Here is a 24136-nt window from a genome sequence, read left to right on the forward strand (position 1 = left end):
CCTATGAAAGAATTTGCCACATTGATCAATGCTCTTGATAGCAGCAACAAGACCAATTTAAAAAAAGAGGCTATATTGGACTTTTTCAGAACGGCTACAGAAAAAGACAAAATCTGGTTCCTGGCCCTGATGACAGGTAAAAGGCCCAAACGCAGCATCGCAATAAAGGACCTCAAAATATGGACTTTAGAAATTACAGGAATCCCAGAATGGCTATTTATCGAATCTTATGCCGCTGTCGGCGATCTCGCCGAGACCCTGTCCCTACTGCTACCACCGCCCGCAATGCTGATCGAAAAAAGTCTGAGCGAATGGATGGACGAGATCATCGCCCTCCAGGATGCCACCATAATGGAAAAGAAAGTTTTTGTGCTCCGTTCCTGGAATACATTAAACACAGTGGAGCGCTTTATTTTCAACAAGCTTCTCGGCGGCAGCTTCCGGCTCGGTATTTCCGCCAAAGGACTAATCAACACCATCGCACATTATGCGAACACCGAAGCGAGCGCCGTGGCACATAGTATTATGGGGCAATGGAATCCACATGAGGTTGAATTCGACAAACTAGTCAAAGGTGCTTACAGCAACACCAACCGCTCCAAACCTTATCCCTTCTGCCTTGCTTATCCTTTAGAAAAAACACCCGAAGAACTTGGCCCGATAACGGAATGGCAAGCGGAATACAAATGGGACGGTATACGTGGCCAACTTATCAAGCGCGAAGACGAGATACATATTTGGTCTCGCGGCGAGGAACTCGTAACCACACAGTTCCCCGAAATTACCGAAGCTCTCAATCAGTGGAAAGGAAATTTTGTGCTCGATGGTGAGATCCTCGCTGTCAAAGATGGCCGTGTGCTGAACTTTTCCGAGCTGCAAAAACGGATCAACCGAAAGACCATCCCCAAATCACTGCGTGAAGAAGTGCCTATTTCCGTCTATCTATATGATATCCTGGAACTGAACGGCATCGATCTGCGCAATGAGCCCGTGACCTATAGACGTGCGCTGCTGGAGCAATGCTATGCAGCAAACCCTCCAGGTGCATTACAGCTGTCACTTTTGATACATGCAGCGGACTGGTCCGCGCTCCAGCATATCCAGGCAACATCCCGTACGCTAAACAGCGAGGGACTGATGCTGAAAAAGAAAGACTCGCCCTATTATACAGGACGCAAAAAGGGTGGCTGGTGGAAATGGAAAGTCAACCCCATGAGCATTGATGCCGTACTCATTTATGCACAGAAAGGAAGTGGCCGTCGCAGTGCACATTATACTGATTATACTTTTGCAGTACGGGACGGTGATCAGCTTGTAACAATTGCCAAAGCCTATTCGGGGCTTACAGATCAAGAAATTCTGGAGGTGAGCCGCTTTGTAAAACAAAACTCACTGGAAAAATTCGGCCCTGTAAGAACGGTCAAACCGGAGCTTGTTTTTGAGATTGCTTTTGAAGGCATAGGATACAGCAAAAGGCACAAATCGGGTATTGCACTGCGTTTTCCACGGATATTGCGCTGGCGAAAAGACAAAACAGCAGCGGAGATAGACGATCTTGAAGCGATTAAGAAATTGATACAGTAAAAAATAGAAACAATAGATATTGAACACAACGTTAGCACATAGTGAAGGGTTTCGAATTGTCAACGGCTATTTCGAAACCCAAGGAAAGGTCCCCTTTAGCTTTCAGACCAAGGCCTGGGAAAAGTATGCCCAGGGATATAGCGGACTGGTTATTGCCCCTACGGGTTTCGGAAAAACCTTTTCCCTTTTTATGGCGGTACTAATGGACTTCCTCAATCATCCAGAGCAATACCATAAGGGGCTAAAGCTGCTTTGGATCACACCCCTGCGCTCCCTGGCCAAAGATCTTGCGCGGGCCATGCAAACAGCAATAGACGAAATTGGACTCGACTGGATCGTACAGGTCCGTAACGGCGACACCGACCCCAAGATTAAAGCGCAGCAAACCCGTTCCATGCCCGACGTTTTGCTCGTTACTCCAGAAAGCCTGCACCTACTGCTTGCTCAAAAACAACGCGACAAATATTTTAAAAATCTGCGATGTGTGACGGTAGATGAGTGGCATGAACTTATGGGCAACAAACGGGGCGTGATGGTCGAGCTGGCACTTTCCTTTCTGAAATCGTATACGAAAAACCTGCGCATTTGGGGTATCACAGCGACCATCGGTAACCTTGATGAAGCCATGGAAGTGTTGCTTCCACAAGCTGCAAAACGTATACAGATCGTTGCCAAGGAGAAAAAGAAAATTGCCATCAAACCGATATTCCCCAGCACAGTGGAGCTCCTTCCTTGGGCAGGGCACCTCGGTGGCAAACTCGTTGATCAGGTCGTCCCGATTATACTAGCAAGTAAAAGCACGATCGTCTTTACCAACACGCGTAGTCAAAGTGAAATGTGGTACCAATTGTTACTGGAGGCTCACCCCGATTTTGCCGGACAAATCGCCTTACACCACAGCTCCATTGATGCCCATATCCGCGAATGGATCGAAGACAATCTCAGCAGCGGCAAACTTAAAGCAGTTGTATCGACCTCTTCCTTGGACCTAGGGGTAGATTTCAAACCCGTTGATACAGTCATACAGGTTGGCTCGAGTAAAGGTGTAGCCCGGTTTATGCAACGCGCTGGAAGAAGCGGACATAGCCCTTTCGAAACCTCTACGATTTATTTTGTCCCCACGCACTCCCTGGAGCTCATCGAAGTCGCCGCCCTTAAAGAGGCCGTAAAAACGCAGACGATCGAAAACCGGGATCCCATGGTTCAGACTTTCGATGTGCTTGTTCAATTCATGGTAACCATCGCCTTGGGCGGAGGATTTCGTTCGGAAGAACTGCATGCAATCGTCGCCAATACCCATGCCTTTCGCTACATGGATACGGAAGAATGGCAATGGTGCATGTATTTTATTACCGCAGGTGGAAAAATAGGCAAACGCTACGAAGAATTTCACAAGGTTATCCAAGATGAAGAAGGTAAATGGATCATCAAAAACCGTCGTCTTGCACTGCTCCACAGGCTCAATATCGGTTCCATTGTCGGTGATGCCATGATGCGCGTGAAGTTTCTCTCCGGTGGTTACATCGGCATGATCGAAGAATACTTTATCAGCAAACTTAAAAAAGGCGAACGCTTTATTCTTGCGGGGCGGATACTCGAACTTGTGATGATCAAGGAAATGACCGTATTCGTAAGAAACTCGTCGGGTAAAGCCATTACTCCAAGCTGGCTTGGTGGCAGACTTCCCTTATCGTCCAACTTGAGCCATTTCCTTAGAAAAAAATTGGCTGCGGCAACAGAAGCTCCTTCAAGTGAAAAAGAGCTTCATTTCCTGGCACCACTGATCGAAAAACAGGCCGAACTTTCGGCCGTGCCGAGCGAGGCCGAATTTCTCGTCGAACATATCAAAACCAGAGAAGGCCATCATTTGTTTTTCTACCCCTTGGAAGGCAGATTGATCCATGAGGTCATGGCAGCGCTTATCGCCTACCGCATCAGCAAGTTATATCCCATCAGCTTTTCCATGGCGATGAATGACTATGGCTTCGAACTCTATTCTGACAAAGAGATCCAGCTCAGCCAAATGCAGCTCGAACAGCTCTTGAGCCGGACCAATTTGATGGATGATGTGATCAGCAGTATAAACGCTGCAGAGATGGCCAGTCGCAAATTTAGGGATATCGCCGTCATTTCGGGACTGGTTGTCCAGAACTACCCAGGCACACAGCAAAACAACAAATCATTGCAGGCCTCCTCAGGAATTATTTTCCGCGTACTGATGGAACACGATCCCACCAACCTTTTGCTCAAACAGGCTTTTTCCGAAGTGTTCAACCAGCAACTGGAAGAACATCGATTAATAAAAGCATTCGAAAGGATCAATCATAGCAAAATACGCTATACCTTTGTCGAAGAGTATACGCCATTGAGCTTTCCGATAAAAGTGGATAGCCTCCGGCAATCGCTGTCGAGCGAAGCCTTGATTGAACAGATTCAACGCATGGAAAAGACCAATGCTCAAAAAAAGAAGCGCAGAAAATGAAAATCGGAGAACAAACAATTACCTTCAATAAACAGGAATTAACCCTTAACACACAACGATCTATATACTGGAAAGACCAAAAAACATTGATCTTGTCCGACCTGCATCTTGGCAAAGCGGCACATTTCAGGAGGCATGGCATTGCCATCCCCATGGATATAGCCATAACCGACCTCAATCGACTGGAATCCCTCATAGCGCACTATCAAGCCAAACAAGTCATCGTTGTTGGCGATCTTATTCACGCAGGCATCAATCAGGAAGTACTTTTGTTGGAATCATTCAGACAACGACACCCGGAGCTCCAGCTTCATCTTGTCAAAGGCAATCACGACCGCTTATCACAACAAATGACCGCCCGTTTCGGTATAGTGCATCACAAGGAAATTCTTGAAACGCAACAGATTCAGTTTAAACACCATCCCGCTGATGCAGCAGATTCATCTTCTTTTCGGATTAGTGGGCATATCCATCCGGGTATAAGCTTGGTTATTCCACCGAAACGACAGGTTCGCCTACCTTGTTTTCTCGTATCTGATCATCAGATTATCCTTCCCGCTTTTAGTACTTTTACGGGATTAGACAGTAAAGACCTGTCTTCCCTATATCAAAGCTATGCTATTTCGGACGATCACATCTTCCCGATCAGAAAAAACTAATCCAAGGCCCAGCTTATATTACATCTTGAGCTCTCCAGGCGAGATCCCATAATATTTTTTAAATGCACTGCTAAAATTATTCTGATGACCATAGCCCGTCAACAGGGCCACCTCATAAACCGTCATTTTATCTTCGAGCAGATAACTTTTGGCTTTTTCCATACGCACCCGTGTGAGGTAGTCGTGAATGGTCACTGAAAAATATTCCTTAAAGTCCTTACGTAGTTTACTTTCACTCGTCAGCACCTCTGCTGCCAGTTCTTTTTGCGTTGGTGGATTGGCAATACGCTGTTCAAGAATCTGCCGTGCCATCTCCAACCTTTGCACATCCTCCTCATGAAAGAGTGAATCGCTGCTTTCGGTCTTCTCGTTATATTGCTCGAACTGATACATCAATAGTTCAACAACACGTGACTCGGTATGTAATCGACGGATCTCTCCTTTCTTTTTAGATTCAATCAGCTCAGTTATGGTATGCTGCATCTCGTAGGTTGCCATCAGATCCTCCTCCGAAAATGACACATACTCTCCCTTTTCGATCTCATGCACAAATTGCTGATGCAATAACGAATCGCGTTTGATCAGATTGAGGTAATACTCTTTGGAAATAACGGCTATAAAATACGTGTATTCAATACCAGGTTCCACTTCATGAATGGATTTGACCGAAGGAATGTAGCGTATATTATGCCGGCTCATACCGTAAGGCAATTTGCTATCTGTCGGCTTAAAAAAGATAAACTGGCTGGTTATGGTCTCGCCTTCGATCTCCGTAAGCACCTGCACTGGCCGATCAAACTGCATTTTCGAATGCAAGATAAACAATCCTGAAGTCGATAGCTGAAAATTCTCCATATGGACAGGATCTTTGGATATGGATATCCTATTTTCGACCAAAGGTTTGTCGGGAACATAGCCATCCGGAATTTCTTCTTCAAAAAGCCAATCTGCCAACTCTACTATTTTACTTTTCACCAACATGATTACAAATCCTAAATAAGCCTGAAGCAGTTAAAATTAACGAAATAAGATGGTATTCTAAAATTATTTATAACCTTTCTAAATAACACAGTTAATCCAAGTCAATATCCATTTCCTCCAACTGAACATAGGGTTTCAATGTTCTTGGATTCATAATGACATTGGACTCGACCGAAAAGATGGTATAGATCTCCTTTTGGGCCAATACCTCCACCGGGGTACCATGAAAGAGCTTTCGGCCATTTTTGAGCATCAGAATACGATCGGCATACATGGCGGCAAAATTGACGTCGTGCACAATCAGCACCACCATAAATCCTTTTCGGGCAAGTGCCCGTGCAATGGCCAGTACTTTCTGCTGATAGTGCAGATCCAATGCTGAAATCGGTTCATCCAGCAACAACAAGGCATCCGGATTATCCCATATCTGCGCCAAGATCCGTGCAAGATGAACACGCTGCTGTTCACCACCAGACAGGCTCAAAAAATCCCGTTCAGCAAAAGCAGATACCCCACAAAGTTCCATGGTTTCGGACACGATCTTATAGTCCTGTTGTTTCGGACTATTCTTATAATGCGGATACCGTCCCATCAGCACAATTTCTTCTACATTAAAACTCAATGTCATCTGCTGCTGTTGACTCAGTAAAGCCCTGCATTTGGCCAAAGCCGCAGGCTCGTATGCCGACAGTGCCTTGCCATTGAGATGAATAGCTCCCGAATCCGGCTTTTTTTCACCACAAAGCACCCCCATCAGCGTCGATTTACCCGCGCCATTGGCTCCTAGGATTGCCAGAATTTCCCCTTTGCGCACCTGAAAGGTAATATCCTTCAGGAGCTTTCGTCCGTTCACTTCGTAGTTGATCTTCTCTACACGTAGCATAATGCGATTATTTTTTAAGCCTCTACCAAAAGACTATTTATCTTTGATTAAAATATACAAGAATACCGGTGTACCCAGTAAAGCTGTAATCACGCCAATGGGCAATTCGATGGGTGCCACGGCGACCCGGGCAATCACGTCTGCCAATGTCAACACCAGTGCCCCTAATAGCAATGAACCAGGAAGCACAAATCGGTGATCCGCCCCACCCATCAGGCGAACTGTATGTGGAACAATCAATCCCACAAAACCAATAATACCCGACACCGCAACGGATGCTCCCACAGCAAGCGTGGATAAGACAACCACCCAGCGTTTGACGCGATCAGTACGCATACCCAAAAGATCTGCCTGCAACTCCCCGAGTGAAAAAGCGTTCAATGACTTTCCAAAAAAAGGCAAGATCAGCATCGGGATCAAAATAAAGGGAGCCAACGCCCTTAGGTTATCCCAAGTAGCCCCGCCAAGACTGCCCAGCATCCAAAAAGTGATGGTACGTAACTGTTGCTCCGTCGACATATAAGTCATCAAACCCGTCAGCGCACCAGCAAAGGCATTGATGGCAATACCCGCCAACAACATCGTCGTCACATTTGGGCGACCATTTTTACTGGCGATACGGTAAACCAAAAAAGCGGTTAAACCAGCGCCCACAAAAGCACCAAAAGCCAATATATAGTATCCAATCCAGGCCGCTAAAGAGGTGAAGAGAAAAGTCTCAAAGGCAATGATCAGTACTGCAAAAAGGGATGCTCCAGAAGAAATCCCGATCAATCCGGGTTCCGCTAAGGGGTTGCGGAATATACCCTGGATCGCAGCACCCGATATACCAAGTGCTGCACCCACCAAAAGTCCAAGCAAAAGACGCGGCATACGAATCTCAAAAAGAACATCTCCTTGCATATTGCGCACAGCTTCGACACTCCCCAAGTGCAACTTTTGTGTCAACATCGTTAAGATATCAGCGGACGGAATATGGTATGCCCCCAGCCCCAAGGCAACAATACTTACAACACCCAATACCAGGCCCAAAGCCAATAGGATAAATTTCTGTTTCTTTTGCACCGGCTTTATTTTGAATCCATCACTTTTCCAAATCCACGGTGCAATTCTAAGATTGCGTCTGGCAGCCGGTTACTGAAATTTACCAGTAGTGAGGCATTCATCACCAAGATACGGTCGTTTTTACCCGCATTCGTAATACGCATGCCCGGCAATTTGAGGATAGCATCCTCACCGCCAAGGCTACTCGCGCCAAAATCAAATAGCAACACAATATCTGGATTGGCCTGCACCAGCGCTTCCGTCGTATAGGGTTTGAAATCCGAAAATTCCTGAACCGCATTTTTACCACCAGCCAGATTAATCATCGCATCCAAGCTACTGCCCTTACCTGCCACACTCATGGTACCGGTACCACGCGCATATAAAAACAATACTTTGGGCGCCGCTTTACCCTGATTTTCCTTCTTTACTAATTCCATGGTATGATCCAAGCTTACTTTCGTGCGGGAAACCAGATTTTTACCGGCAGCAGATTCACCGACGGCATCTGCCACCTCCTGGATGTAACGAAGTGCACCCGGAACAGAATAGTTTGGTTTAATGGAGACAAACTTCACACCAGCCGCACGAATCTGCTGAATGACCGATTTGGATACGTCGCCTTCATTCGCAATGACGATGCTTGGTTTAAAAGATAACAGACCTTCGGCCGAAACCGACCGATTTTTGCTTACCCTCGGCAAGGCTGCAGCCGCTTTGGGCGATATACTTGTCACATCGGTAGCGACCATGCGCTCGCCTACTCCCAGTCCGTAGATCGTTTCGGTCAACGAACTGTTTAACGTAATGATTCTCTGCTGTGCCGTCGCCCATCCACCGATTTGCATCACAAAACACAGTATAACAACATAAAATCTACTCATCGTAATTCTTTATCTCCATGATGGCGATAGCGGATTTCCAGGAATGGTTTTCGCATCTCGCCGTTCAACTTGAGTACAAAACAAATCAATAATCAGTCTAAATACAAATTATATCGAATCTTTTAGAATAGCACACTACAACACAAAAAAGACTATAAAACACTATTAAACAGTATTATACCTCTTAAAATAAACTACTTTTCAGTTCACAAAAAACGGATTAAATAGAATTTATGACATTTTGCATAGAGAAAAATTCAGACGGATTACCGTTTTTTGTTACATTATTTAGAATTAGTAAAAATAAAAATAGTGTTTAGAAGCATCTCATCTATTCGAACAAGCACCCTGATCGCCTTATGTGCCTGCCAGGTTTATACCCTGCAAGCACAGGAAAAATGGAAAATCTCCGGTGTATTGAAAAACGAATCCAATAAAGGCGTAGCCAATGCGACCGTATATCTTTATCCGGACAAATATGCTTTTAAAACAGATACTGCAGGTAGGTTTCAATTCAGTCAGCTCTATGCGGGACGCTACGAATTACAGGTACAGGCCATGGGTTATCAGCAGTACCGCCAAGTTATCGATTTGGAAGACAAAAATCAGCAGTTGAACATTGTGTTAAAAGCTGAAGAACGGCAGATGGATGTAGTTGATGTACAGGGTAAAGTGCAGGCTGTAGACAATCTCGTTAAGGCCGAAAATGCCGCCATGCCCGTTAAAGTCATCACTAAACGTGAAATTGAGCTTATGGGCAGCCGCCGTCTGGATGAAGTTTTAAAAGAACAGACGGGTATCGCCATCGTTAACGATATTGCCGGGGGCTCCAGAGCTGTTGGTGTACAGATCCAGGGGTTCAGCAGCAACTACGTGATGGTCCTTGTAGACGGACAACCCATGCTAGGGCGAAACAGTGGTAATTTTGACCTATCCCGTATCTCGGTGACCAACATCGAACGTATCGAAATTATCAAAGGCGCATCCTCTTGCTTATACGGCAGTGACGCATTGGGTGGTGCGATCAATATCATTACACGCCATGGTGCAATCACACCACAGGCACAGGCATCGCTTCTTTATGGCAGTCTCAATACCGTTGATGCAACGTTGGAAGCAGAAACACCTTTTGCTAATCAACGCGGGAGCGCCGTTTTTTCGGGCAATTACTACCGCACGGATGGTTTTAATACCGACAAGCAGTATCTGGACTCCAAGAGCACCACATTTCCACCCTATACCAACTATAGTTTCCAGGGGCGAGTACGTTATCGTACAAGCAAAAATGGCACTTTGGGCGTTACAGGGCGTTATGCAGCCCGAGAATCTGAAATGATCAATGCATGGTCAGAGTCGGCCACACTACAGGATAAACAGAAAGATCAGGACATCAACCTTTCGGCAAGTTACGACCATAATTTCGAGTCGGGACTGCGCAGTATGACGCGCTACTATTTCTCGCGTTTCCATTCCCAGATTGCCGCACAATGGCTGCAACAAGGTATTGTTGCAAGTGCCGAGCAATTCGGTCAAAATGTACACCGCATTGAACAGCAATTTGCGTATAGCCCCGCACAGCAGGTTAAACTTACCGGTGGTATAGGTGGTAGCCTTGAACTGATGGACAACCAGGATCTGGATGCCAAGCGCTCTTTGAACAGCGCATTTGCCTATTTGCAGACCGAATGGAAACCTGTAGACCGCTTATTAACGACGCTAGGCTTACGCTACGATCAGACCAATGTCTACAATGGCCATCTGAGTCCAAGTTTGGGTCTACAATACCATGTCAGTCCTACACTTTTGATCAAAGGTGGTATCGGAGCAGGATTCAAGGCTCCCGACTATAAGATGCGCTATCAGGTCTTTTTCAATCCAGCAGCCAACTATTTGGTCGTCGGTTCAGAGCGCCTAGCCGATGTGATTGCAGCCATGGATCAAGCCGGAGAACTGAGTTATAAAAACAGCTATATGCTGAATTTGGTGGCGGGCAACCTCAAAGCCGAAACCAGCATTTCAAACAATATTGGACTTACCTGGAGTCCGTCCAATAGATTTCAGGCCGATTTCTCCGTCTTCTACCATCGGATCAACAATCAGATCAACACAGTCAGTGTGGGCAACGGGACCAAAGTAGCACAGATCTATAGCTACCGCAACCTGCCCAAAGCCATGAATAAAGGTTTCGAAGTTTCATTGACCTATCAGGCAACCAAGGATCTGCAATTGTCGATGGGCTATCAATACCTGATTGCCAAAGACCTGAGTGTTTTGGATAGTATTGCCAAGGGAAGTTATCCCTATAACCAGATCAACGATCCCGCTACGGGCGAATATCGCCAGAGTAAAAAATCGGATTATTGGAGTATTGAGGACCGTTCGAGACACATGTTCAACGCAAAAGCCCAATATGAATATAAACCCTGGGGCGTCAATGTCAATGCGCGTGTCAATTTCAGAAGTGCCACACCTTTTCAGGAATATAATGGCAACCAGTTTATCGACAAATATGACATCTTTATTCCCTATCACACACTGGTGAATATGACGGTAGAAAAGAGTCTGATGAACCGCAGATTGACACTGCGTCTAATCGGTGACAATCTATTCAATTTTACAAGCCGTTATTTACTTGGGCAACCTGGACGTGTTATTATGGGCGGCGTCAGCTACCGTTGGATAAAAGAATAATAAGGACTAATGAACAAGAATTTAGCACACAAAGTACAAGATAAAAGATGAGAACGATTCGCATGATTATTGGAGAATGTAGCATCTGGCTTTCCTTTCACAAGATTGACCGTTGTATTTTTTCAGCACTATTGTTATTGACAGTGGTATCCTGTGGGAAAGACAAAGACTATACGATCGGATTAGAAGATGGCAAAAGTACCTTGATCAAAGATCTTGCTGGCGATACCGATGCAGCCATGGGCGAAGGTACTGAAGGAAAAGAGCAAAGACCATTTTTTATATTTCTTTTTCGTTTTAAAGACCAAAAGCAAATATGGGTTAAGACCAAAGCCGATTCTGCGCAGTGGCTTAAAACAAAAGATTGGGATATTGCCTTTACAGGTCCTTACAATTCGGAGATCTATGTGAACAATTCCCAGCATGAATACAATCCAGGTTATGGTGGCCAGGCAAATAATACCGCTGTGGTTTTACTGCGACAAGCCTATCAGAGTGTCACTGTGGCCCCTTCGGATGAAGAGTTTAATAAAAGTGAAGTAAACAAAATTGGCTGGGCAGCAACCGATGGTTCGGATGGCTGGTTTCGCTATAGTTTGAGCACCCATATTATGCAGGCGCTCCCCAATCGCACCTATGCAATTCGCTTACCCGATGGCAAATATGCCAAGTTGCAACTGATCAATGCCTATAAGGGAAATCCAGCGGCGGTAACCAACCTCAATTGGCCTGCCCCGTACTATACATTTAAATATTATGTACAGCAGGATGGCAGCAAAGATTTAAATACAAACACATTATAATAAGGAAAAATTACACAATTAAATTAAAGATGAATAGATTATTTACAACAGCAGCACTACTATGTGCATTGAGTTTAGGTTTTACTTCTTGTAGCAAGGATGAGGCAGTGGTAGAGGAGCCAACCGAGCAACCAGAAGAAAAGCCTGAGGACCCAAAACTTAGTGATGAGACAGCTGTTTCTGCAACTGCAACAATCGCAGTTCCTTCAGGCGTAAAAACTTTTTATGATTTTAAAACAAATGCTGTTCAGGAAGAAGCTAAGAGTATGATCAATCTTTCGGGAATGTATGGATCCACTTTGCAAAACACTTCATCAGATAATTATAAAATGGGCTATTTTGATCAGGCAAACACGAGTATTGAAAAGCTGACACTAGCATCGGTATTAACGGTCAACATCACTTTGACTGACAAACTAGGCATTGACGCATCAAGTGCTGGAGCTCCTGTAACAGGCCCGACGTGGATCATCTATGATTTTGCAAACAATCACGCTGTCTACCCTACTGCTAATCGCTACATCGTTATGTACAAAGGTGAGAAATTAAATAACGAAGCAGAAGAGCTCTATGTAATTCAAGCAGGCGGCATTACTGCAGCTAATGGAAATGCAACCTATAACATCAATTTTAAAAAGTTTGTTAAACAGTAGTAAACTGAAATATAAGTTTGAGAAGGTCTATTGAGAAGGTCTAAAGAAACATACTAGCAAAGCAGCTGGTTAAAATTCCAGCTGCCTTTGTTAACCAAAAATCAAAAACCGAAAAAAATATATTAAATACCAATTTTCATACACACTTTATCAGCAAAAGATTTTATCTTTACTATTATTTAGAATCAATTTAAATAAAAATAACATACTAACAGCCCTACTACATGTATAGAAAAGGGACAAAGTATCGACTAACACAAAAAACTAGTAACAATGAAAATAAAGAAACGCAGTAACCTATTAAAATTCATACCGGTATTGGCATTTTTAATTGTGTTGGGGGCCTGTAGCAAGAGCGCCCCTGTGGTAGAGCCCGAACCTGATCCCATAACTCCGGAAACGATGTTCAACCGCTTGATTACGGTTAAGAATTTCGGAGAAGACCTACCTTCGGGAAGTGAACCTACAACAGAGCAATCGCCAATATATTACAGCTTAGAGCAGAACAAAGCCGTTACATCCGACTACGTGGGTACCGCCCGCTGGGATATGTCATTTTCGGGGATATTCCGCAGCTTTATCAACTGCAACAACACAGCAAACGGATTTGGTAAAGGTGGTCCAGGCAAAGGTGGTGTGCTGATTGTCGAGAAAAAGTTTGAAGATGTAATCGATATTCCTTCAGATGCGGAGTTCCGCAAAGGTGAAAAAGCATACGGTACTGATAACTCCGGTGATTTTGGAGAAGGTTTGGGCTGGTATCTGTATGATTTTAACGGTACGTTCAAAGGCGGTGGTGCTGAAAACAAAAAACACGTTTGTTGGCCTATAGAAGATCATACCCTAGTCGTCCGTACGGCGAATGGAAACTATGCTAAGATCAAAATGCAAAGCATTTACAAAGATCTGCTCGATTCGAAGGATTGGTATACAAATTCGCCTACACCCTACTTTTCTTTCCAATATGTACTTGCCAAAGCTGGTAGTACCAAATTTACAATCGCTAACTAAAAAAATAAGCATAGCTTACTTATTAGACACTAACTAACATGAAAAGAATATACAGCATTTTAAGCTTCCTTTTTGTAGGATTGCTGCTAACCCGCTGCACCAAAACGGAAGAATTAGCCTTACTTCCAGCAGACAAAATACTGGAATACAAAGTCACCAATCTTCCAAATGACGAAGTTATTTATGGAGCCATCGACAATGAGGCCAATACCATTACGGTATATGTCCCTTACTATTATGGGCTATTGGTGATAGATCCGAGCATTACACTCTCCAATGGAGCGAGTATAGCCGAAGAAATTTTACCTGTTAAAACAGATGAAAAAAACCAGACGTATACCGTAAAGTCCGCTACAGGTACCACAAGAACCTATAGCTTAAAGATTGAATTACAAAGTACACCATCTTTTGAAGCGACTTTTGCATCGACATCTTCTATCTCGCTTACAAAAGGTCCTGGCGCTGGTTTCCCGGCGATTAATGGAACCTTTATGCATACCAATCCTTCATTGGTGAGTATTGCATTGATTAATCAAGAAACCAAGGAGCGATTTAAGATGGCTACGCCCAATAGCTTGAAAGTTTCGGTGATTGGATACCAATTAAGCTATACGGGTACCGAACGGGAAAACCGCATTCCATCCGATATTAAAGCAGGCACTTATGATGTAGAGGTGACCAACATCAACCATACCATTACATTAGCCAATCCGCTCAAAATTACATATCGTCAACCCGATGTAATTGTTAGCTTATCGGGTCTAAATTTGGCAAAAAATAAGGACTGGACCATTAAAGCCAACTTAGATAAAGTGATTTTAGATCCGACAGCTGTTATTATGACGCTCAATGGAAAGGATTATCCATTGACCATTAAATCTTATAACCGTACCGAAATGACGGTTTCCTTACCAACAAATCTTCCAATCGGAACCTTTGATAACTTACAGATCAAATTCCAATTTAAAGACTGGGCCGATGTTGTAAAGACACAGTTGTCTCCAAGTACAATAACGGAATCATAAACAAGCATCCACAGTATGCCATGGTGGCATCAAAATTAAATAAATTAAAACAAGAGGAGATCTCAACATGAACTCAAACATCAAAACTATCTTAAAATCAGCGATGGCCGTGACTGTGCTATCGGCAGCAGTATGGGCAGCAGCCCCAACAACAGAATCAGCAACAGCTCCTTTAGCGCTGAACCAAGCTAAGGCAAATAGTAACTACACTGTTGTAGGTCAATGGTGGAGCCCAGCAGCTGCAGCAACTTGGCCTGCAGTATATGTCGACCTTGCTACAGGTGCACAAAGCTTAAGTAGCTCTGGCCAAGTTGCATTCTTTAGCCATGTAAATGGTTCGATCAAGGCTAATGGATCTTATTCGATCAGAACGGTAGCAAAAGACATCGCTTCCGTTACAGCATCAGATTGGGCAACAGCGACTCCAGTATCATCACAGGGTAGTGGCGAATGGTATGAATATGATTTAGATAGCCATGCAAACCAAGCAATCCAACCTTTGACAGTGTTGGTCGGAAATTCTTCCGGAGCTTCGTATGCTGTTAAGTTAATTAATTTTACAAATGTTGGCCAACAAGTAGTGGCAGGTCAATTACAAGTAAAAGCAGATACCAATATCGAAGTTAAGGCATTATAGTCCTTCCTATTTAATGAATGAAAGATTCCGCAACCTGGTGGATGGGTTGCGGATCTTTATAACCTAATCATCATCCGCATAACGATTTTTTAACCAAAAAAAATTATGCAACACTCATTTTTGAAAAAACAAATACATATCATTCAATTCCTAGCTATTTTTATGCTAGCATTAACATGCTGGTCCTGTAAAACCGAATACCCCAGCCTACCCTACAACGACATCGAATCCTTTAGCATTCAGGATGCTGATGGCAAAACCTTGTCAGCCAGTATTGTGAATGACCAGATTATCCTATATTGGCCACCCTTAGTGGAGCAACCCGAAAGCATTACACCTACGATTAAAATTTCGGAATTAGCTACGATTACGCCTGCATCTGGTACCGCTATACAATTGCAATCTGAAAAACCAATTACCTATACCGTACGGGCACAAGATGGTTCCAGCAAAAATTATACATTGGTATTCCAGTACAACCAGCCGCTGGTACAGGCAGAAATGAATCTGCTCGAAGGCAAATATTACCTTAGTTACCCAAAAAATGAGGATTTGGTAATACGAGGAGAAAATATTTTGCCAGACGAGGCGCAAACCAAGGGCTATCTGGTCGATAAGGATGGAAAAGAGACCTTACTTTCTTTTTCTCAACCTCCAACATCTTTTATCGCACAATTTAATACTCCAGAAGATCTCAAACCAGGCAAATACCACATCAAACTGATCTCCGGACGTTACACGAAACTCACCGATGCTTTTGAAGTATTCTTACCAACATTATACAACGTCATACAATGGCAAGGTATGTTTTATACTGGCAAAAAGGGCGGCGACCTGGTGCTGAACATAAATAGTAAAGAGACTTATGAACTTTATTTCAAGGCAGATTTTGACCATTTTATAGCGACTGATAACCTCAATAACGAATATACTATCAACAATGTAGTGTTTGATGTTGCAACGATGACAATAAAGCTACCCATTCCCGTATCTGTACAGGGAAACGCAATTAAATCCTTGAAGATGATGGATAAAAACGGGAAGTTATTGTCAGAAGGTGATTTTAGTATCACTTTAAATTAATTAACGTCTTGCCTAGGATATTTTTGAGCGCGTATTTTCGCTATCACGGAAGGCAATTGATCGTAGCATGTTTCGTGGCACTGATACTATGCAGTTGCAGCAAGAGCGCTTCTGTTCCAGAAGAGCCTACAGCTCCTACTTTGCCAGAAGAAACCTTACGCCAACAATATAGTAAATCGGCAGAAAAATGGCCAGCTGCCGCTTGGTACAACAATATCAAGGTACGTGAACTGGCCGCTTTACCCGAAAACCCATCGAAAGATAAGGCCGAGCTAATAGCACTTGGCAAAGCCTTATTTTTCGACCCCCGCACCGGTAATGGCATGAAGACTTGCGCTTCATGTCATAATCCGGACACCTACTGGATCGACCAAAAAACAACGGCAGATGGTATCGCACTGCATCACCGCAATACACCTTCCATGGAAAATGCCTGGTACCTGGAAGGCAAACTCTTCCACGATGGCCGCGCAATGACTTATCGAGAGCAGATCGCCGAAGCCATCAACTCCCCCATCGAAATGGGCGGCAATACAGCTGCTTTACCCGCTAAGCTGCAAGCTATACCAGGCTACCTTCGTTTATATGAGGCGGCTTATTCGAGCCAGACGATGAGCGTCGAAGGATTGCTGGATGCCATAGCAGCGTATTCAAGATCAATTAGTAGTGGCGAAACCGCCTTTGACCGTTTTATCAAAGGAGATTACCAGGCATTAAACGATGCACAGCTTGAAGGCCTCCATCTGTTTCGGACCAAAGGAAAATGTATCAACTGCCATAATGGTGCCTTCTTTACCGATCTCGATTTTCATAACCTGGGTTATGCTGTTACCAGCAAAGGTGTCTTGGACAATGGTCGCTTTGAGGCAACAGGACTGGAAACAGACAAAGGTAAATTTCGCACGCCGGGACTGCGCAATGTGATCCATACTGCACCCTACCTGCACAATGGTAGTATTTCGAGCTTAGGTGAACTGATCAACCTGCTGAGTCAGGGCATGCCCCAAAAGACAGGACAACAGATCAATGGCACCTTATCGCCGCATATTCAAAATGTACGATTGAGCAGTAAAGAACAGGAAAATATCTTGGTTTTTTTGGAGAGCTTATCGAGCGTACCGACTAAGACCGAGCGGCCAGTATTGCCCTAAAATAAAAAATCCCAAAGGGGATACCTTTGGGACATTTGAGTACTCCACAGTAGCGGAGGCATCAAAAATTAAATAAATTGGCACAAATTTAGACTTTTATATTAAATAAAAAAGTAAAAAAGTATTAAATTTCAGATAATTATCCATTTTGTAGCGAATCAACTACAAGGACAAGGAACAAAATGCACATTATATAATGAGTCGAATCAGCCAAATAGTTGGTCTATTAGTTACAATAACTGCTATAACAGCTTGTCAGAACGGCGGTAAAACAACAACTCTGCCCGATGAATTTATTAGTCCAAAAACAGGAACAAAAAAAGAATTGACTCTCGACTCAATCTACCTGTATGCCAAACAGCTATATCGCTGGCAGGAATCTCTCCCATCATATAGCACTTTTGATCCGCGGACGAAATATGCACAGATAGACCCCGAACAAACGGCTTATGAGCGGGCACTTTTTGCGCTCAGCCAATACGCTTTGCACAAGAAAGATAGACCTTACGAATTGTCGACCATCCCCAATAAACCCAAATATTCATATTTGGAGCGTCGTCGTAACGACAAGAAAAGTAGTGGTCACATAGCCAGCATAGAAACACCCTACAGGTATGCTACACACCTGTCCTACTGGTCTGTTGGAAACAAACGGATTGCTTATGTTTACATTCCCTCCTTTCCCCAGCTCCAGACAGTAAAGGCCGAACTGGATCAGCTTGCAGCCGAACTGGCTCAAAAGCAAGTTACTCATCTCATCCTCGATCTACGTCATAACGGTGGTGGTTATGTGGAGACCGCAGAATATTTAGCCAACCTCATTAGCCCAGCCAAACTGGATAAAAAAGTTATGTTCAGCGAGCAATTTCATCCGAATGTACAGCAAGGCAAAGCAAAACTACTCCTCAAACAACCCTATCTGGATGCCAATGGCAAAGTGGTTCAATACAAAGGACGCCCTGCCACCCTCGCCGATGTAGATTATAGTGAAAAAGCCAATACGCATTATTTTATCAAAAAGGGACATTTCAATTCACTACAGCAGCTATCATGCATTGTATCTGAACGCACGGCTTCGGCAAGTGAATTACTGATCAGCAGCTTCAAACCTTATATTCCGATACGCCTGATTGGCCAGCAGACTTTTGGCAAACCTGTAGGTTTTTTTTCAGTCCACATAGGAGATTGCGATGTATACCTGGCTTCATTTCTCATCCGGAATGCCAATGGCTGGTGTGATTATTTTGATGGCATCCCCGTCGACCTGGCCTTAGCTCCGGTAGAAACATCCCGCCATCCCGGGGATCCAAAAGAAGCCTGGCTTGCAGCAGCGCTAAAAGACATTACAAAAGACGAAAATCTCACAGCAATTTCGTCGGTTACTTATTTTTCGATGCCAGCAGAAGAAAATTTGCTACTTAAAACAAATTTTAGGTTAAAGTAATGAGAAGCGATCCGACTGTAGATGCTCATATTAAAAACCAAGTATACGGGCATATTGGTCATATGCTTTGCGTATAAACTTGACAGCAGATGACTATTCGCGTAGTTACATGAAGCTGGACAGGAGATTACAAAAGCTTTGAAAAGGACTACAAGAGTCTATTGTCCCAGATATAATCTTCGGTGGAAAGAATGCTCACCTTACTGGAAAATGCGGGGTGCGAAGTATTGATTAAATAATTATGCTCCCAAGGAACTAGTGCAGAAGGTACTTGGAGAAGCAATGTTTTTCTTTCTTTATACCATTTTGACCCAATTTCTTGAAGAGCTGGGTAGCTTTCAATCGATTTCCAGTTTTTGGGCAAGTTATTAATGGTCACGACTGTAATATCTGACTCTTCAATTGCTAATTGAATAAACAGCAACTTGTAATCGGATCTAATGATAATCGAACTACGGTGCGCTACAAGCTCCAGAGTCGACAATGCGATGGATTCACCTGTATAAATTACGTACTCATCATCTTTGTTCCACCGATTGGCTACTCCCGATGCCTGCAGTGTATTGGCATATCTAGACTTACGTATATTATATACCAACATGTTTAAACATTTTCACCAAACTCCATTGCAGTAAGTCTGTTATCTATAAATTTGATACCTGAAATCGTTTCCAAAAAACTAGCCGGTGTACAATTATCCAATAGATAATTCTTCTCGGACAACCATGCCTCAAAATTTTCAACATGACCAAACACTTCAATACCGTGTTTATAAAGTGATAAAATAAGAATGATATGCTCTTTAATATTATCCTTTAGAATCAATTCGTTGTTATTTTTGTAATTCCGGAAAGTTCTCGGCGTAATATTCAACCATTTAGACAACGTAATATCATTCAATCCAATGATATTGTCTAATATTAGAATGAATTCTGAATCAAAATTTGACTTGACAGTATAGAAATAAATACCAGAAGAATCCCCTACGGGAGGTATTTCCTTTATTATCTTTTTCTGTTTGCTATTTAATGAAAGCGTTGTCATTTTGTCTCAAATTTTATTCCACTTAAAATTACTAAATATTTTCCTACAACACAAGGAAAATATTCCTATCATCCAGAAACTTCACATAGCTCAATTATATTGCTCCAAGCATAATTTCTTTGGTAACCATAGTGCGGATCATATCTTTCGCTAAAATCTACCATTTTTCATAGATGATAAAGCAGAAAACAGCATAAATTTGTGGAAATAAATACGAATCTTTGTATAGAATCGTTATAAATAAAAATAAGAACATGTTAAGTCAACATATCAAAGAGCAAACGCACGCAGCTCACCAAAACGTAGAAGGAACGATCGTGCGCCAATTGAAAAATATTCGTTCAGAAGCAGATTACGCAGAAGTATTGAAAGGCTTTTATGCTTATTTCCGCGCCGTAGAAGATAGTATCGCTCCTTTTGTTACCGCAGAAGTATTGCCAGATTTGGCCGAACGCCGCAACTCATCTTACATCAAAAGCGATATCGAAGCTTTGGGTGGCAACGTAGATAACCTGCCAGAAGCAAATGCTCCAGCTGTAGCAAATGTACAGGAAGCACTTGCATCATTATATGTCCTAGAAGGTTCAATCATGGGTGGTCCGTATATCGTGCAGATGCTCAACAAATATGGCGTTACCAAAGGAACTTCTTTTTTTGAAGGTTATGGCGAAAATAGCCGTGACATGTGGGCTGGATTTACAGCGGTATTGAACAAATATTCCGAAGATCCGGCAACTTATGATCGCGCAGTAGAGATTGCTAACCAAACTTTTTATAACTTTGGCGAAGTATTCACTCCTATTGCCAGTGCAAACTAAAATTGGAGTGTTCGTGTTTAATCCCATAAATGGAGCAAAAAGACAACAAATCTAAATGGCTTAAGCGTGCCGGAATTGGAGCATTTCTCTTCTTTCTGGCCAAAGGACTCGTATGGCTCGCTGTATTCTTTTTCGCAGCGAAGTCCTGCAGCATATCTATTTAACACAACGTATGAAGCATTCATCTGACGCGCAAAAAATGCGTCAGATGAATGCTTCTATCCAATCAGACCTTTTTCAATCCAATCCGCTTTTTTAGCCTAGACTAGTCTGTGTTTTTTTACCTCGAGCGCCAATGTATTCGGGTTGTGTTCGTATTGTGTTCGGACCACCTTCGGAGCTCGACAATCTGGTAACCACTATTGACCAAATTCCGACCAGGTAATTCCTGTTCAGGGTCTGTACGATAGCTGTTCAGCAGCTGTACAATATCTGTATCACATCCGAATAAGGTACGAAGCAGGTACGAAGCAAGTACGAATCTGCTCCACACCTCCTGCCCTATTACCTTATACTTTTGTAAGCACTGTCCGATACAGCTCTATACCTTCATGGCTGATAACCTGACAAGCTATTTCTTCGCTACTGATCGAGAAAGAGAAAAACCCGTATTGATCTTTCGCAAAACGACTATACGGCAGATCGGTTTTTACAGGCGTTACCTCTGATCCTGCCCCTGAGATAAACTGATGAAACTTCTTGCCTTCCACTTTTAAGTGCTGCAACGAATGTTCATGTCCTGAAAGGTAGATATCTACTCCCCGCTTTTCAAAGATAGACTCCAAGACTTTTCGAACTGCCAGGGTGTCGTAATTCGTCGTCCGCGGCCCCGCCGTATACAGGGGATGATGACCGACGACAATTTTCCAATGGGCATCCGAGTTTTCCAGTAGCTGATCTAGCCAGGCCAGCTGTTTCTCGGGTTGCTGTCCCGCAACATGTGGCCCATACTCGCTGTTACTGTAAAATTCAGGAATCATCGGATTAGTATCGATAAAGGCCATCAGTACTTTTTTTCCATCCTTAAGTGCAAATGTCTTGCTGTAATAACGCGCAAGCATCTTCCAACGTCTGCTGATCGTACTATAACGTACCTGTGCATCGGGATCTGATTTATAATCGTGGTTTCCCAAAATGGGATACCAGTCCCATTGCAGCGAAAATGCGGTATAGATATTTTCAAACGAATAATGCCACAGGGGATCATGTTCACTGACCACTCCGGAAGGGTAAAAATTATCACCGGTAGAAATGATAAAGTCATTGGGATGCTGATCGGCCCATTGGCCCATCTGTCCCGCTACAGCCAACTGATGGTCGGCACCATTGCGTCCCCAGTCGCCTACAGCCATAAAATGAAGATCATAGGCATCTTTGGGTTTCAAAAGCTGTTGTATATCTTCGCTTTCAAGTTGCGTAGGTTTTGTCAGACCGAAACTACTGAGCGTAATTCCGCCCAGGCCGGCTGTAATCGCCGTGCCCAGGGAATTTTTCATAAAAGTTCTGCGTTTCATTAATAGATTTTAATAACCAGGATTTTGTTGCCAGTGGGTGTTTACGTTTAATACAGTTGTTGGTACGGGAAAAATACGACGGAACTTCTCGCTCATGCCGGCAGGATACAGCGATCGGAATCCCCAGTTATCTTCAAATTTTCCGTAACGGATCAGGTCATTTCTACGCCAGGATTCATCAGCAAACTCACGTGCCCGCTCATCCAACACATCCTGCAGACTTGGGGCAGCCGTGAGCACAGGTGCATTAACATAGGCTCGGATCTGATTAACCAAAGATTGTGCGGTCTGACCATTGGTCGCGGTAGCCCCACGGAGTATAGCCTCCGCTTTCATCAACAGGATATCGGCATAGCGAAATACAGGTACATCATTGCTCTGATTACGCTGATTGGCTGATGTAACGGCTACGTCCATATAAAACTTAATGGATCTGTACCCCATTGAGCGCCCCTTTTGGTCGTTACCTACATTCAGTGTGGCCGCACCATCCGAACGCAAAGTAATTTCTTTAGTGGTCTCCAGTTGCCAATCAAACTGCGCATCTGCATCCGCAGCATTATAATCCTGATCTATGCCGCGTTTGGAAGTTCTGATCAGAAAAGGTCGAGTCTTATCTTCTGTATAATTTGACCAGTAATATTGCTTACCGCCGATGTATGAGGCATTCCTTTCGTCGCCTGCCAGATTAAATTTCTCCAAATAGCTCGGTAATACACGAAAAGTCCCCCCAACACTTTGAGGCAATGTTGCAAACTGATTTTGGGCACTGCGATGTATCCAGAAGCGCGAATAAGTCATACCCTGCTGTTTTTCACGATCATAGGGTATGGCAAATATAAAATCCTTTACCTGATAACCATTATCGGGGCGAAACTTGGCCATAAACTTGTGGCTTGTCAGGTTAAACTGTCCTGAGGAAATAATCTGGTCGCACATCGCAACCACATCATTTAACTTTTCATTTTGTGCACTTGGATTGTAATTGGCTACGTCCGTAGCCGTATAAACAGCCCAGTTGAGATACAACTTAGCCAGCAATGCTTCGGCCATATATTTCGTTGCTTTTCCATAGGTTGCTACAGAAACTGTGGTCGGTAACAAATCCTTCACCGCAAGCAATTCGGCCTCAATAAAACGGCAAATTTCAGCACGGTTTGAACGTGCGGGGACAGCATCAACAGGCCCTGTGATCAACGGTGCGGCGCCAAAATTATCCATCAGTATAAAATAATAATAAGCACGGATTGCGCGGGCAGGTGCAGTCAACTTTTCTTTATCTTCCCCGAATAATGCGATGGCATTATTGGCTAAGGTGATTCCAGTGGAAGCATCGTTCCAGATACTTGGCAAGAGGCCATTGTCTGCGTTCCAATTGTGCAGATGGAATTCGCGGTATCGACCGCCATCAAACCAGTCTGTTCCCATGGAAACACTCACTGCTTCATCTGCCGAGAGTGTTTGCACCATCCAATGATCGCGCCCCATTGCGCCTCGATAAGCGGCATATACATCGGCAAGAATCGCCTCGGCCGCACGTTCCGAATCCGGAAATTCCGTCAGCTGTGATTTTATATCAACATCCAGATCGGTACAAGATCCCAGCGAAAAACTCAATGCTGATAAGGTTAATAAACGAATTAATAGTGTTGGTTTCATATAAATTATTTCTTGTTCTATAGGCCATGTGGCATGCTCCATTTATGTCAACAGGATTGTTTCGATAAAAAGTTTTCCATCCCACA

General features: G+C 43.6%; 23 protein-coding genes. 14 read left to right on the plus strand and 9 right to left on the minus strand.

What is annotated here, in order from left to right:
• Window positions 1-3: 3 nt before the first annotated feature.
• From L1283_RS11600 to pdeM, 3 genes are read left to right on the plus strand one after another with little or no spacing between them, the layout of a single operon-like run.
• Window positions 4-1584, plus strand: coding sequence for an ATP-dependent DNA ligase (locus L1283_RS11600; RefSeq protein WP_145330224.1), 1581 nt, complete (start codon window positions 4-6; stop codon window positions 1582-1584).
• A gap of 19 nt (window positions 1585-1603) precedes the next feature.
• Complete coding sequence (locus L1283_RS11605) at window positions 1604-4066, plus strand: ligase-associated DNA damage response DEXH box helicase (protein WP_429626114.1); 2463 nt, start codon at window positions 1604-1606, stop codon at window positions 4064-4066.
• Window positions 4063-4725, plus strand: coding sequence for a ligase-associated DNA damage response endonuclease PdeM (gene pdeM, locus L1283_RS11610; protein WP_312460018.1), 663 nt, complete (start codon window positions 4063-4065; stop codon window positions 4723-4725). Before L1283_RS11605 ends, pdeM begins: the two co-directional genes overlap by 4 nt.
• Before the next feature lie 18 nt (window positions 4726-4743).
• Here the strand turns inward: pdeM and L1283_RS11615 are convergent, their stop codons facing one another.
• The 4 genes from L1283_RS11615 to L1283_RS11630 form a co-directional block, all read right to left on the minus strand.
• The gene (locus L1283_RS11615; protein WP_075992433.1) at window positions 4744-5706 is read right to left on the minus strand and encodes a helix-turn-helix transcriptional regulator; all 963 of its coding nucleotides are present in this window, start codon (window positions 5704-5706) and stop codon (window positions 4744-4746) included.
• A gap of 91 nt (window positions 5707-5797) precedes the next feature.
• Window positions 5798-6589, minus strand: coding sequence for a heme ABC transporter ATP-binding protein (locus L1283_RS11620; RefSeq protein ID WP_145330218.1), 792 nt, complete (start codon window positions 6587-6589; stop codon window positions 5798-5800).
• Window positions 6590-6622: 33 nt separating this feature from the next.
• Window positions 6623-7654: a FecCD family ABC transporter permease gene (locus L1283_RS11625; RefSeq protein WP_145330216.1), complete on the minus strand. Its 1032-nt coding sequence runs from the start codon at window positions 7652-7654 to the stop codon at window positions 6623-6625.
• Window positions 7655-7659: 5 nt separating this feature from the next.
• Entirely contained in the window at window positions 7660-8517 is an 858-nt protein-coding gene (locus L1283_RS11630) for a heme/hemin ABC transporter substrate-binding protein (protein ID WP_145330214.1), read from the minus strand.
• A gap of 312 nt (window positions 8518-8829) precedes the next feature.
• Here L1283_RS11630 and L1283_RS11635 point away from each other — a divergent pair, with 312 nt between their 5' ends.
• From L1283_RS11635 to L1283_RS11675, 9 genes are all read left to right on the plus strand, one after another.
• Window positions 8830-11208, plus strand: a complete 2379-nt coding sequence (locus L1283_RS11635) for a TonB-dependent receptor (RefSeq protein WP_244294562.1) — start codon at window positions 8830-8832, stop codon at window positions 11206-11208.
• Window positions 11209-11255: 47 nt separating this feature from the next.
• Window positions 11256-12011 carry an HmuY family protein gene (locus tag L1283_RS11640; protein WP_346068652.1) on the plus strand — a complete coding sequence of 252 codons (756 nt, stop codon included), beginning with the start codon at window positions 11256-11258 and terminating at the stop codon, window positions 12009-12011.
• Between the two features lie 29 nt (window positions 12012-12040).
• Window positions 12041-12664: a hypothetical protein gene (locus L1283_RS11645; RefSeq protein ID WP_145330212.1), complete on the plus strand. Its 624-nt coding sequence runs from the start codon at window positions 12041-12043 to the stop codon at window positions 12662-12664.
• A gap of 273 nt (window positions 12665-12937) precedes the next feature.
• On the plus strand, window positions 12938-13675 hold the full coding sequence (locus L1283_RS11650) for an HmuY family protein (RefSeq protein ID WP_145330210.1): 738 nt from the start codon (window positions 12938-12940) through the stop codon (window positions 13673-13675).
• A gap of 38 nt (window positions 13676-13713) precedes the next feature.
• Window positions 13714-14700 (plus strand): hypothetical protein, encoded by a 987-nt coding sequence (locus L1283_RS11655; protein ID WP_145330208.1) that lies wholly within the window; start codon window positions 13714-13716, stop codon window positions 14698-14700.
• A gap of 67 nt (window positions 14701-14767) precedes the next feature.
• Window positions 14768-15337, plus strand: coding sequence for a hypothetical protein (locus L1283_RS11660; protein ID WP_075992426.1), 570 nt, complete (start codon window positions 14768-14770; stop codon window positions 15335-15337).
• Between the two features lie 162 nt (window positions 15338-15499).
• Window positions 15500-16420, plus strand: coding sequence for a hypothetical protein (locus tag L1283_RS11665; RefSeq protein WP_145330206.1), 921 nt, complete (start codon window positions 15500-15502; stop codon window positions 16418-16420).
• An 8-nt stretch (window positions 16421-16428) separates the two neighbouring features.
• Complete coding sequence (locus L1283_RS11670; RefSeq protein ID WP_429626115.1) at window positions 16429-17571, plus strand: cytochrome-c peroxidase; 1143 nt, start codon at window positions 16429-16431, stop codon at window positions 17569-17571.
• Between the two features lie 196 nt (window positions 17572-17767).
• The gene (locus tag L1283_RS11675; RefSeq protein ID WP_145330204.1) at window positions 17768-19015 is read left to right on the plus strand and encodes a S41 family peptidase; all 1248 of its coding nucleotides are present in this window, start codon (window positions 17768-17770) and stop codon (window positions 19013-19015) included.
• Between the two features lie 148 nt (window positions 19016-19163).
• Here the strand turns inward: L1283_RS11675 and L1283_RS11680 are convergent, their stop codons facing one another.
• Entirely contained in the window at window positions 19164-19616 is a 453-nt protein-coding gene (locus tag L1283_RS11680; RefSeq protein WP_145330202.1) for an RES family NAD+ phosphorylase, read from the minus strand.
• 2 nt (window positions 19617-19618) lie between these two features.
• Window positions 19619-20059, minus strand: coding sequence for an antitoxin Xre/MbcA/ParS toxin-binding domain-containing protein (locus tag L1283_RS11685; RefSeq protein ID WP_115048458.1), 441 nt, complete (start codon window positions 20057-20059; stop codon window positions 19619-19621).
• Between the two features lie 254 nt (window positions 20060-20313).
• On the opposite strand from L1283_RS11685, the gene L1283_RS11690 reads away from it, so the two are divergent.
• Window positions 20314-20877, plus strand: coding sequence for a biliverdin-producing heme oxygenase (locus tag L1283_RS11690; RefSeq protein ID WP_088161405.1), 564 nt, complete (start codon window positions 20314-20316; stop codon window positions 20875-20877).
• A gap of 29 nt (window positions 20878-20906) precedes the next feature.
• The gene (locus L1283_RS11695; RefSeq protein ID WP_257786987.1) at window positions 20907-21041 is read left to right on the plus strand and encodes a hypothetical protein; all 135 of its coding nucleotides are present in this window, start codon (window positions 20907-20909) and stop codon (window positions 21039-21041) included.
• 116 nt (window positions 21042-21157) lie between these two features.
• Here the strand turns inward: L1283_RS11695 and L1283_RS11700 are convergent, their stop codons facing one another.
• Genes L1283_RS11700 through L1283_RS11710 form a run of 3 tightly spaced genes read right to left on the minus strand, consistent with a single transcriptional unit; the run spans window position 21158 to window position 24050 of the window.
• Window positions 21158-21370, minus strand: coding sequence for a hypothetical protein (locus L1283_RS11700; protein WP_139145000.1), 213 nt, complete (start codon window positions 21368-21370; stop codon window positions 21158-21160).
• A 16-nt stretch (window positions 21371-21386) separates the two neighbouring features.
• Window positions 21387-22391 carry a metallophosphoesterase gene (locus L1283_RS11705; protein WP_145330200.1) on the minus strand — a complete coding sequence of 335 codons (1005 nt, stop codon included), beginning with the start codon at window positions 22389-22391 and terminating at the stop codon, window positions 21387-21389.
• A gap of 9 nt (window positions 22392-22400) precedes the next feature.
• Entirely contained in the window at window positions 22401-24050 is a 1650-nt protein-coding gene (locus L1283_RS11710) for a RagB/SusD family nutrient uptake outer membrane protein (RefSeq protein WP_145330198.1), read from the minus strand.
• Window positions 24051-24136: the final 86 nt, after the last annotated feature.

The organism is Sphingobacterium sp. HSC-15S19, from assembly GCF_050433745.1.
Classification (GTDB): Bacteria; Bacteroidota; Bacteroidia; order Sphingobacteriales; family Sphingobacteriaceae; genus Sphingobacterium; species Sphingobacterium siyangense.

Bases quoted from the DNA above. Each gene is read 5' to 3' on its own strand.
- L1283_RS11705 (WP_145330200.1), bottom strand. From the start codon at position 22,391: ATGAAACGCAGAACTTTTATGAAAAATTCCCTGGGCACGGCGATTACA.
- L1283_RS11655 (WP_145330208.1), top strand. From the start codon at position 13,714: ATGAAAAGAATATACAGCATTTTAAGCTTCCTTTTTGTAGGATTGCTG.
- L1283_RS11620 (WP_145330218.1), bottom strand. From the start codon at position 6,589: ATGCTACGTGTAGAGAAGATCAACTACGAAGTGAACGGACGAAAGCTC.
- L1283_RS11695 (WP_257786987.1), top strand. From the start codon at position 20,907: ATGGAGCAAAAAGACAACAAATCTAAATGGCTTAAGCGTGCCGGAATT.
- L1283_RS11600 (WP_145330224.1), top strand. From the start codon at position 4: ATGAAAGAATTTGCCACATTGATCAATGCTCTTGATAGCAGCAACAAG.
- L1283_RS11650 (WP_145330210.1), top strand. From the start codon at position 12,938: ATGAAAATAAAGAAACGCAGTAACCTATTAAAATTCATACCGGTATTG.
- L1283_RS11660 (WP_075992426.1), top strand. From the start codon at position 14,768: ATGAACTCAAACATCAAAACTATCTTAAAATCAGCGATGGCCGTGACT.
- L1283_RS11645 (WP_145330212.1), top strand. From the start codon at position 12,041: ATGAATAGATTATTTACAACAGCAGCACTACTATGTGCATTGAGTTTA.
- L1283_RS11710 (WP_145330198.1), bottom strand. From the start codon at position 24,050: ATGAAACCAACACTATTAATTCGTTTATTAACCTTATCAGCATTGAGT.
- L1283_RS11690 (WP_088161405.1), top strand. From the start codon at position 20,314: ATGTTAAGTCAACATATCAAAGAGCAAACGCACGCAGCTCACCAAAAC.
- L1283_RS11630 (WP_145330214.1), bottom strand. From the start codon at position 8,517: ATGAGTAGATTTTATGTTGTTATACTGTGTTTTGTGATGCAAATCGGT.
- L1283_RS11680 (WP_145330202.1), bottom strand. From the start codon at position 19,616: ATGTTGGTATATAATATACGTAAGTCTAGATATGCCAATACACTGCAG.
- pdeM (WP_312460018.1), top strand. From the start codon at position 4,063: ATGAAAATCGGAGAACAAACAATTACCTTCAATAAACAGGAATTAACC.
- L1283_RS11640 (WP_346068652.1), top strand. From the start codon at position 11,256: ATGAGAACGATTCGCATGATTATTGGAGAATGTAGCATCTGGCTTTCC.
- L1283_RS11685 (WP_115048458.1), bottom strand. From the start codon at position 20,059: ATGACAACGCTTTCATTAAATAGCAAACAGAAAAAGATAATAAAGGAA.
- L1283_RS11665 (WP_145330206.1), top strand. From the start codon at position 15,500: ATGCTAGCATTAACATGCTGGTCCTGTAAAACCGAATACCCCAGCCTA.
- L1283_RS11675 (WP_145330204.1), top strand. From the start codon at position 17,768: ATGAGTCGAATCAGCCAAATAGTTGGTCTATTAGTTACAATAACTGCT.
- L1283_RS11615 (WP_075992433.1), bottom strand. From the start codon at position 5,706: ATGTTGGTGAAAAGTAAAATAGTAGAGTTGGCAGATTGGCTTTTTGAA.